Source organism: Aeromonas sp. QDB18 (assembly GCF_027705325.1).
GTDB classification, from domain to species: Bacteria; Pseudomonadota; Gammaproteobacteria; order Enterobacterales; family Aeromonadaceae; genus Aeromonas; species Aeromonas caviae.
Genome location: NZ_JAPDBQ010000036.1, coordinates 20,808 through 29,882, shown reverse-complemented (window position 1 = coordinate 29,882; position 9,075 = coordinate 20,808). Strand labels below are relative to the sequence as shown.

The window sequence follows — 9,075 nt, the reverse complement described above, 5'->3', positions numbered from 1 at the left end:
GGAGAAGGATTCGAACCTTCGAAGGCAGAGCCGTCAGATTTACAGTCTGATCCCTTTGGCCGCTCGGGAACCCCTCCCCAAGTGCGAGGCCGCATACTACCAGATCCGGCAAGGTTGTGAACCCCTTGGCCGCATTCTGACGACAAAAAAGTGTCAAGTGGTCATTTTTTGATATGTTTCGCTCAAAATTCACACTTTTCAATGACTTTTATGTCGCTGCCGAAACGGCGAGGGGGCGTAGGGGGGCTGGCAGCCAGGAGCCCCGGGACTCCTGGCGGATCATGGGGAGCGGGCGCTCGCTCAGGCGTCGGCGGGGCGGGCCTGCTGGCAACCCTGCACCGCATGGGCGATGAGTTCGAGGGCGCTCTGCTCGCAGGGGGGCAGCACCTCGTCGCAATTCGCGATCGGGGTGACGCGATCTCCCCATTTGATGAGGGCGGCGCCCCAGGTCAGCCCGGCCCCGAAGGCGGCGGTCAGCAGGTAGCTGTTCGGCTTGACCCGACCCTGCTCCAGCGCCTCGCACAGGGCGATGGGCACGGTGGCGGCGGAGGTGTTGCCGTACTGCTCTATGTTGACCATCACCTTCTCCATGGGGGCGTTCATCCGCTTGGCCAGGGTCTCGATGATGCGCACGTTCGCCTGGTGCGGCACGATGAGGTCGATCTGCTCGGGGGCGATGCCCGCCTGGGCCAGTACGGTGCTGGTGGCTTCACCCATGCCGCGCACGGCGCGCTTGAAGATCTCCTGCCCCTCGAAGTTGAAGGTGAAGAGGCCGTCAATGTCGGCGAAACGCACCCGATCCGTACCGAAATTCGGCACGTGCAGTATCTCCCGCGCTTCGCTGTCACAACCGAGCTTGCTGGCAATCAGGCCGCTCTCCTGCTCGCTCGCCTCGATGATGACGGCGCCGGCGCCATCCCCGAACAGCACGGCGGTGTCGCGCTTGGCCCAGTCCAGCAACTGGGTTAGCCGCTCGGCACCGATCACCAGCACCCTTTGCATCATGCCGGTCTGCACCAGGGAGGTGGCGACCGAGAGGGCATAGACGAAGCCGGTGCAGGCGGCGTTGAGGTCGAACACCGCTGCCTTGTGGGCGCCGAGGGCCTGCTGCACGGCGGAGGCACCATTGGGGACCAGCGTGCCCGGGGTGGCGGTCGCGAGGATGATGCCATCGAGGGCGGCGGCGTCCAGACCTGCGCACGCCAGGGCGCGACGGGCGGCCAGGGTGGCGAGCGCCTGGGTGCTGACATGGGAGACCCGGCGGGCCTTGATACCGGTGCGCGGGTAGATCCACTCGTCCGAGGTATCCATGATGGTGCCGAGGTCATCGTTGGTCAGCGAGGCGGGGGGCAGGCATTTTCCCCACCCGGTGATAGTGGCGTATGTCATCTTGTCGTCGCTTATCGTGATGGCCGCCCTGGGGCGGAAAGTGGCGAAATTATGCCGCACGGGGCGTTCACTGTCATCCTGCGGTCCCCCCAGTGTAAGGGGAGTGGCGGGAGCAAGACCGTGATTTTGCTTAAATTTCCGCTTCTCCTTGCCGTAAGATGAAGGCCCGATCCCGGCGACCCCTTCCCGAGGTGACTCCTGTGCACAAAGCGAATCTCAATCTCTTGCCCACCCTCAAGGTGCTGCTGGAGACCCGCAACATCAGCCGGGCGGCGGAGCTGCTGAACCTGAGCCAGCCCTCCATCAGCAAGCAGCTCGGCCAGCTTCGCAGCGAGTTTGGCGACGAGCTGCTGGTGCGGGAAGGGCAGCGCTGGCTGCTGACCCCGCGGGCCGAGGCCCTGGCGGCCCAGCTTGCCGATTCCCTCGGTGCCCTGGAGCGGCTCTACGAGGCGCCGGAATTTGCCCCCGAGCGCTGCGAGCGGGTGTTTCGGCTCGCCTCCTCCGACTACGTGGCCCAGCACATCCTGCCGGACATCTGTGCGGCCCTGGCGAGGGCCGCCCCCCGGGCGGCGCTGGAGTACAGCCTGTGGGACAAGCGCCAGTTGCCCCAGCTCTGGCAATCGGAGCTGGACATGGTCTCCACCATCACGGAACTGGTGCCGGACCAGATCCGTGGCCTGCATCAGGGGGAGGACAGGCTGGTGGTGCTGATGGGGCGCCATCACCCGCTCTCTGGCATGGCGCCCAGTCTGGAGGATTACCTCGCCTGGCCTCACCTGCAGGTGAGCGGGGGCGGGGACAAGGACAGCCCGGTGGAGCAGGTGCTGGCCCCCCGCGGGCTCTCCCGCCGCTGGTTTGCCCGGGTGCCCTTCTTCCAGGCAGCGGTGGAGGTGCTGCTGCGCACAGACTGTCTGATGACCACCCCGGCCCATATCGCCTGGCAGCTCTCCCGGGAACATGCCCTGAGTTTTTGCGATCTCCCCTTCGCCACCCGGGTCCAGCAGTATCATCTGCTGTGGCACCAGCGCCACCACCTGGATCCGGCTCACCGCTGGTTCCGCGAGCTGGCCTATCCCTTCCTGCGGGATCACCTGCAATTCACCCTGGGGGAGAGTCGCAAGCAGTTGGCCCGAGGGCCGCAGGTGAGCCGCTGATGGCAGCGGGTTGTGCCACTCTATAGCCACTGGCTATGGACTCTATTCTTAACTTTCACTTCTGGCATAGCGAGCCACCCCCTACCCTGATCCCGGGTGACAACAATCGACACGAAGGAAGAGAAGGTATGGAGCTGACGAGTTGGCTGGCGCTGGCCGCCATTTGCGTGATGGGGGCCATCAGCCCGGGGCCCAGCCTGGCACTGATCATCCGCAATACGGTGCAGGGAGGGCAGGGCCACGGGGTTGCCACGGCGCTGGGACATGGCCTGGGAGTCGGCATCTATGCGCTGATCACGGCCCTCGGCCTCGCCATCCTGATCACCCAGACCCCGCTGCTGTTCGATCTCATCCGCTACGGCGGCGCGGCGTTCCTCGCCTGGCTCGGGATCAAGGCGTTGCTGGCCAGGCCTGCAGGGGGTGAGGCAGGCAAGGAGGAGGGACATCCGCCACGGGGACGTCAGGGGGCGTTCGAGGGCTTTATGGTGGCCTTCTTGAACCCCCAGCTCGCCATCTTCTTTATCGCCCTGTTCAGCCAGTTCGTGCACGCCGACACCGGCTGGCGTGAGGGGGGCATCATGATGCTGACCGCAGGCGGCATCGATGCGCTCTGGTATGTGCTGGTGGCCCAGGTGCTCTCTCGCGGGCCCGTACTCGCCTGGCTCAAGGCCAAATCCACCGTGATCGACAAGGTGAGCGGCCTGGTGCTGCTGGGGCTGGCCCTCAAGGTCGTGATCTAGCTCCGCGTCGGGTGCCTGCGTAGTCGGCATTCTGTCAGGGCCGGGGAATAAGGGGGCCGCCAGATGTCCTTGTACCTGGTCAATCCTGCATTCTGCGGTGATCTTAAGCGGGATCAAGGCGGGGGGCGGGGAGTCTGGCTAGAGTGGCGGCCATTTGCAGCCCTTCGAACCGGACGTTATGCGCGATCAGAACCATCACAACCGCCTGGAGTTGCTGGCCCCGGCCAAGAACCTCGCCTATGGCATCGAGGCCATCAACCACGGCGCCGATGCCGTCTACATGGGGGGCCCCGCCTTCGGTGCCCGCAGCGCAGCGGGCAACAGCCTCGAGGACATCGAGGCCCTGGCCCGCCATGCTCACCGCTTCGGCGCCCAGGTCTTCGTCGCCTTCAATACCCTGCTGCACGACCACGAGCTGGAGCAGGCCTGGCGCCTGACCCACCAGATCTACCAGGCGGGCGCCGATGCGCTGATCGTGCAGGACATGGGGCTGCTGGCGCTCGATTTGCCCCCCATCGCGCTGCACGCCAGCACCCAGACCGACAACCGCACCCCGGAAAAGGTGAAGTTTCTGCAGGACGTGGGCTTCTCCCAGGTGGTGCTGGCCCGCGAGCTCTCCCTTGCGCAGATCCGCGAGATAAGCGCCGCCACCAGCGTGCAGCTGGAGTTCTTCATCCACGGCGCCCTGTGTGTCTCCTACAGCGGCCAGTGCAACATCAGCCACGCCCGCACCGGCCGCAGCGCGAATCGCGGCGAGTGCGCCCAGCTCTGTCGGCTGCCCTGTTCCCTGCAAACGCCAGGGGGGGAGGTGCTGGTGGAAAACAGCCACCTGCTCTCCTTGAAAGACATGGATCAGACCGACAACCTGGAGGCGCTGATCGCCGCAGGGATCCGCTCCTTCAAGATTGAAGGGCGCCTCAAGGGGCTCGACTACGTCAAGAACGTCACCGCCTGGTATCGCCAGAAGCTGGACACCATCCTGGCGAGCCGCCCCGATCTGGTGGCCGCTTCCGCCGGTCGTTGCAGCTACACCTTTACGCCGGATCCCAAGAAGAGTTTCAACCGGGGCAGCACCGACTACTTCCTCCATGGCCGACAGCCAGGCATCGACTCGCCGCGCAGCCCGAAATACGTCGGGGAGCCGCTCGGGCGCGTCACCAGCGTGACCCGCGATGGCATCGAGATCGACGGCCAGGCCGTTGCCCTCAACAACGGCGATGGCCTCGGCTTCTTCAAGCCGGGGGGCGAGCTGGTGGGGATGCGCCTCAATAAAGTGGAGGAGAAGGCACAGAGCAAGCGGTTACTCCTGTCGGAACCCATGCCCGGTCTCAAGGTGGGCACCGAGATCTTTCGCAACCACGATCAGGCCTTCAGCAAGCAGCTCGAAAAGGGGAGCGCGGATCGCCGCATCCGGGTCGATATGCGGTTATCGGAGTGCGACGAGGGACTGCGGCTCGAACTTGTGGACGAGCAGGGCATTGGCGCCGCCGTCACGCTCCCCTGCGACCAGCCGCCGGCCGACAACCCGGAACGGGCGCTGCAGCATGCCAGGGATCAGCTCGGCAAACTCGGCAACACCCTGTTTGTGGCTCGCCAGATTGAGTTGGCATTCACTCGCCCGCTATTTATTGCGGCTTCACAGCTTAACGGCTTGCGCCGGGAGGGGATCGCCGCCCTGGAGGCGGCCCGTCTGGCTGCCTACCGGCGACCCGAGCGGCGCATTCCCCTACGAGGCGCCGTTTATCCCCAGCATCGGCTCTCCTACCTCGGCAACGTGTTGAACAGCGCGGCGGAGCAGTTCTTTCGCGAACACGGGGTGGGGAGCATCGCCCCCGCGTATGAGGCGAACAAGGAGGAGCGGGAAGTGGTGCTGATGACAACGAAGCACTGCATCCGCTACAGCCAGCAGCTCTGCCCCAAGGAGGTGCCCGGTCTCAAGGCCGAGCCCCTGGAGCTCAAGATGGGCAAGGAGAGCTTCCGCCTGCGTTTTGACTGCCACCGCTGCGAGATGCAGGTGATGGGCAGCCTGAAGAGGGGATGATTGCCCGTGTGGGCATGGGGATGGAGCGGATTTGATGGCAGTATGGGGCGCGGTCTTGTCACGGATATCCCGTGGTGAGACACCTTCCCCCAGCCTTCTTCTGACAAAGGATCCGTCATGAACATCCATGCACTGCCGTTTTGCACCACGAACTGGGCCGAGGTCCCGCCGACCGAACACAAGGGAGAGCGCGGCGTCGCCCGCTGGCACACCCGGCAGTTCGGGGAGCTGCGGGTGCGAATGGTGGAGTACTCCCCCGGGTATCTGGCGGATCACTGGTGCAGCAAGGGTCATGTGCTGCTCTGCCTCGAAGGGGAGCTGCACACCGAGTTGCAGGATGGCCGCGTCTTCACCCTGACGCCGGGCATGAGCTACCAGGTGGCGGACAACGCCGAACCCCATCGCTCCTACACCGAACTGGGCGCTCGCCTCTTTATCGTCGACTGAGCCGCCCTCTTTCCCGCTTTCCCCTTGCGCTTCAGGAACTTGCCATGCTTGAACTCAGACCCAACTGCGAGTGCTGTGACCGGGATCTGCCCGCCGACACGGCGACGGCCTACATCTGCTCCTTCGAGTGCACCTTCTGCGCCGAGTGCAACGATCAGTATCTGCACCTGACCTGCCCCAACTGTGGCGGCGAGCTGGTCAGGCGCCCGCGCCGCCCGGCGGCCAAGCTGCTGAACAACCCCGCCTCCCTCCAGCGCGTCTTCAATCCGGCTCTGAAAGCGGCGCTGGGCAAGGGGGGCTAGGGCTCTCCCTTCATGGGAAGGGCTGGGCTGGCAACTGGCTCGTCCCTGTGGCTCTTGACCTTCTCCCGGCGGCAGCCCCTATCAAGGGGGCTCACACCAAAGGAGCAAAAGATGACGGAGCGATTCGAAGGAGAAGGGGCGAAGGCCTATGACAGCCGCATCCCCCTGCTGGTGCCAGGCTACGAGCTGCTGCACCAGCTTTGTGCCTCCCGGCTGATGGCCGCGCTGGGCCAGCAGGCCCGGGTGCTGCTGGTGGGGGTGGGCACGGGCAGCGAGTTGCTGCTGCTTGGCCGTCTCTGCCCCCGCTGGACCTTTGTGGCCCAGGATATCTCGGCGGACATGCTGGCCCAGGCCAGGATGCGGGCCGAGCAGACGGGCATGGGGGACAGGGTGTGCTGGCACCTGGGCGCATTGCCTGTGGTGAATAAGCCTTGCGATGGCGCACTCTGTCTGCTGGTGCTGCATTTTCTGGCGCAAGATGCCAAAGCTGCGCTATTGGGTGATATTTATCGCCAGCTCAATCCTGGCGCTCCCCTGCTGCTGGCGGATCTGATGGCGCCAACGGACCCGCTCGAGCGCAAGGCCATGGGGTTGCAAGCCGCCCTCGCCGGTCTGCCGCTTCCTGCCTGCGAGCAGATGGTGCGCCGCCTCGGAGAGGACTTCACCTCCCTGGACGAGGGACAGACCCGGCGCCTCTTGCAAGGGGCCGGTTTCGCGGCGGCGCACCGCTTCTTTCAGGCGCTGGGGTTTCACGGCTGGCTGGCGCAGCGGCAGTGAGCCCTGGCCGGGTGGCGCCGGATCAACGAGAGGCCCTCTCCAGCGTCAGCAGTGCCTGCTTGATGGGCAGGCCTCCCGCATAGCCGGTGAGGCTGCCATTCTGGCCGATCACCCGGTGGCAGGGGATGATGATGGAGAGCGGATTGCGGCCGTTCGCGGCACCCACCGCCCGCACCGCGTTTGGCTTGCCGATGGTGCGGGCGATGTCGCCGTAGCTGCGGGTCTCCCCGTAGGGGATGTCGCACAGCGCCTGCCACACCGCTTGCTGAAACGCCGTGCCCCTGGGGGCGAGCGGCAGGGTGAAGCGCTGCAACCGGCCCGCGAAGTAGTCCCGAAACTCGGCGAGGAAGGGGGCGAGCGCCTCGCCGTCCTGCTGCCAGTCCTGCATGTCGGGGAGCGGCCGCAGTCCGGCCAGGAAATCCACATGGACCAGGCCGCGCTCGTCGATGGCGACCAGCAGTTCGCCCTGGTCGGTGGGCATCATGTCATAGCGGATCATGGGCTCTTCTCCTCGTCTTGTGTCTGTGTTGGCCGGGTGAGCAGCGCCGGTTGTTCACTCATGGCGTGCCACAGCCAGCTCGCGGCATAGGCGCGCCACGGCTGCCAGGGGGCGCTGCGCGCTGTCACCTCTTTCACCGGCAGCTTGTCACCGCCCCCCAGCGCCTTTTGTAGCACGAGATCCGAGGCGGGGAAGGCATTCGTGTCGAGCCCGCAGCGCAGCCGCCAGTAAGCGACCGTCCAGGGACCTATGCCCGGCAGCGCGAGCAGTTGCTCGTCGCTTGCCGTGGCGAGGGTGAGTGCGCCGCTTGCGAGCGCCGAGGCCAGCCCTTGCAGGGTGCGGATGCGGCTGCCCGGCATGCCGATGCCGTCGAGATCCAGCTCGCACAGCTGGGTCGGGGTGGGCAGCTGAGCCGTGCCAAACTGAGCCTGGGTGCGGGCCACCAGGCGCCCCATGATGGTGATGGCACCCTTGACCGACACCTGCTGGCCGACGATGGCGCGCAGCATCACCTCGTATTCATCCCACCCCCCCGGCAGCCGCACCCCGGGCCATCGTCCCTGGATGCCGGCGAGCAGCGGATCCTGCCCCAGGTGTTCGCCGATGCGGCTCATGTCGGCGTCGAGATCCCACATGCGGCGCACGCGGTACAGGATGTCTGGCAGCGCACCCGGCGGCAGATCCCGCACCGTGAGTCTGAGCCTCTCCCCCTCGACGGGCTCGATGCGGATGAGCCCCTCTTGTTCGCCGACCCGGTGACGGCGTTCGTAACCGTGCTCATCCACCCGCTCCAGCCCCGGAATGGCGCGCAACCGGTAGAACGCGAGCATGGCCTGGACGTCGAACGGCGGGCGATACAGCAGGTGCAGTTGCAGGCTCGATTGCGGCGTCTCCTGCGGCGCACCCCCTTCCTGCTTGCGCAGGGCGCCCGGCGTCATGCCATACGCCTGCAGCCAGGCGTCGTTGAAGCGACGAATGCTCGCAAAGCCTGCGGCAAACGCCACGTCCGTGATGGGCAGGCGCGTCTCCGTCAACAGCCGTTTCGCAAGCAGCAGGCGGCGCGTCTGCTCCACCTGTTTCGGCGAGGCGCCGAGGTGTTGCTCGAACTGGCGCCGCAGCGTGCGCTCCGTGATCCCGGCCTGCGTTGCAAGGGAGCCCAGGCTGTGCTCCGCAAGCTCGCCGCGCTCGATGCGCGCCAGCACCTGGGCGACGAGCGGTGGCAGATCCCCGCTCTGGGCCGGTGCGAGCTCGGGGCGACAGCGCAGGCAGGGGCGCAGCCCGTGCTGCTCCGCCGCCGCCGCGAAGCGAAAATAGCGCACATTGTGCTCGTGCGGTGCCCGCGCCGGACACACGGGGCGGCAATAGATACCGGTGGACAGCACCCCGGTGAAGAAGCGACCATCGAAACGCGCGTCTCGCGCGAGGCGTGCGGCGTGGCACTGCTCCCGAGTGAGACCCGGGATGATCTCGTCTCGTTGGGATGAATGCGGGGGCTCTGTGGTCATGGCATGGCTCGGGTTGCTGTGGGCATGTCCCAGAGACTAAGCGGGGGCGAGAGGGGTGACTAGCCAAAAACGGACAGGGATAGCAAAAATAGTGCGATCCGAGGAATCCCAGTCCTCCCTTTGTAAGGTTAGGGGGGCAGGACCCCACCCTAACCCTCCCCTTCGTAAGGGGAGGGGACAAACAGCTCCCCTCTGTGAACGGGGGCGGGGTTAGCTCCTCC

Annotated in this window: 9 protein-coding genes; 6 read left to right on the top strand and 3 right to left on the bottom strand. The window is 65.9% G+C overall.

Annotated features, from left to right (window positions below; all coding sequences use genetic code 11):
• Positions 1-300: 300 nt before the first annotated feature.
• Positions 301-1,389 (bottom strand): ketoacyl-ACP synthase III, encoded by a 1,089-nt coding sequence (locus OKC30_RS08065; protein WP_109112805.1) that lies wholly within the window; start codon positions 1,387-1,389, stop codon positions 301-303.
• A 200-nt stretch (positions 1,390-1,589) separates the two neighbouring features.
• Between OKC30_RS08065 and OKC30_RS08060 the strand changes: the two genes are divergently transcribed.
• From OKC30_RS08060 to OKC30_RS08035, 6 genes are all read left to right on the top strand, one after another.
• Entirely contained in the window at positions 1,590-2,543 is a 954-nt protein-coding gene (locus OKC30_RS08060; protein ID WP_109112806.1) for a LysR family transcriptional regulator, read from the top strand.
• Positions 2,544-2,671: 128 nt separating this feature from the next.
• Entirely contained in the window at positions 2,672-3,283 is a 612-nt protein-coding gene (locus tag OKC30_RS08055; protein WP_160836568.1) for a LysE family translocator, read from the top strand.
• Between the two features lie 178 nt (positions 3,284-3,461).
• Complete coding sequence (locus tag OKC30_RS08050; RefSeq protein WP_160836566.1) at positions 3,462-5,324, top strand: peptidase U32 family protein; 1,863 nt, start codon at positions 3,462-3,464, stop codon at positions 5,322-5,324.
• A gap of 117 nt (positions 5,325-5,441) precedes the next feature.
• Positions 5,442-5,771 (top strand): DHCW motif cupin fold protein, encoded by a 330-nt coding sequence (locus OKC30_RS08045; protein WP_041214635.1) that lies wholly within the window; start codon positions 5,442-5,444, stop codon positions 5,769-5,771.
• A gap of 44 nt (positions 5,772-5,815) precedes the next feature.
• Positions 5,816-6,073: a DUF1272 domain-containing protein gene (locus tag OKC30_RS08040; protein WP_041211221.1), complete on the top strand. Its 258-nt coding sequence runs from the start codon at positions 5,816-5,818 to the stop codon at positions 6,071-6,073.
• A 111-nt stretch (positions 6,074-6,184) separates the two neighbouring features.
• Positions 6,185-6,850: a class I SAM-dependent methyltransferase gene (locus tag OKC30_RS08035; protein WP_119197384.1), complete on the top strand. Its 666-nt coding sequence runs from the start codon at positions 6,185-6,187 to the stop codon at positions 6,848-6,850.
• 22 nt (positions 6,851-6,872) lie between these two features.
• On the opposite strand, the gene OKC30_RS08030 is transcribed toward OKC30_RS08035, so the two are convergent.
• Together OKC30_RS08030 and OKC30_RS08025 are read right to left on the bottom strand one after the other, a co-directional pair.
• The gene (locus tag OKC30_RS08030) at positions 6,873-7,349 is read right to left on the bottom strand and encodes a methylated-DNA--[protein]-cysteine S-methyltransferase (RefSeq protein ID WP_109112810.1); all 477 of its coding nucleotides are present in this window, start codon (positions 7,347-7,349) and stop codon (positions 6,873-6,875) included.
• The gene (locus tag OKC30_RS08025; protein ID WP_270663638.1) at positions 7,346-8,854 is read right to left on the bottom strand and encodes a DNA-3-methyladenine glycosylase 2; all 1,509 of its coding nucleotides are present in this window, start codon (positions 8,852-8,854) and stop codon (positions 7,346-7,348) included. The genes OKC30_RS08030 and OKC30_RS08025 overlap by 4 nt, the downstream gene beginning before the upstream one ends.
• Positions 8,855-9,075 lie beyond the last annotated feature (221 nt).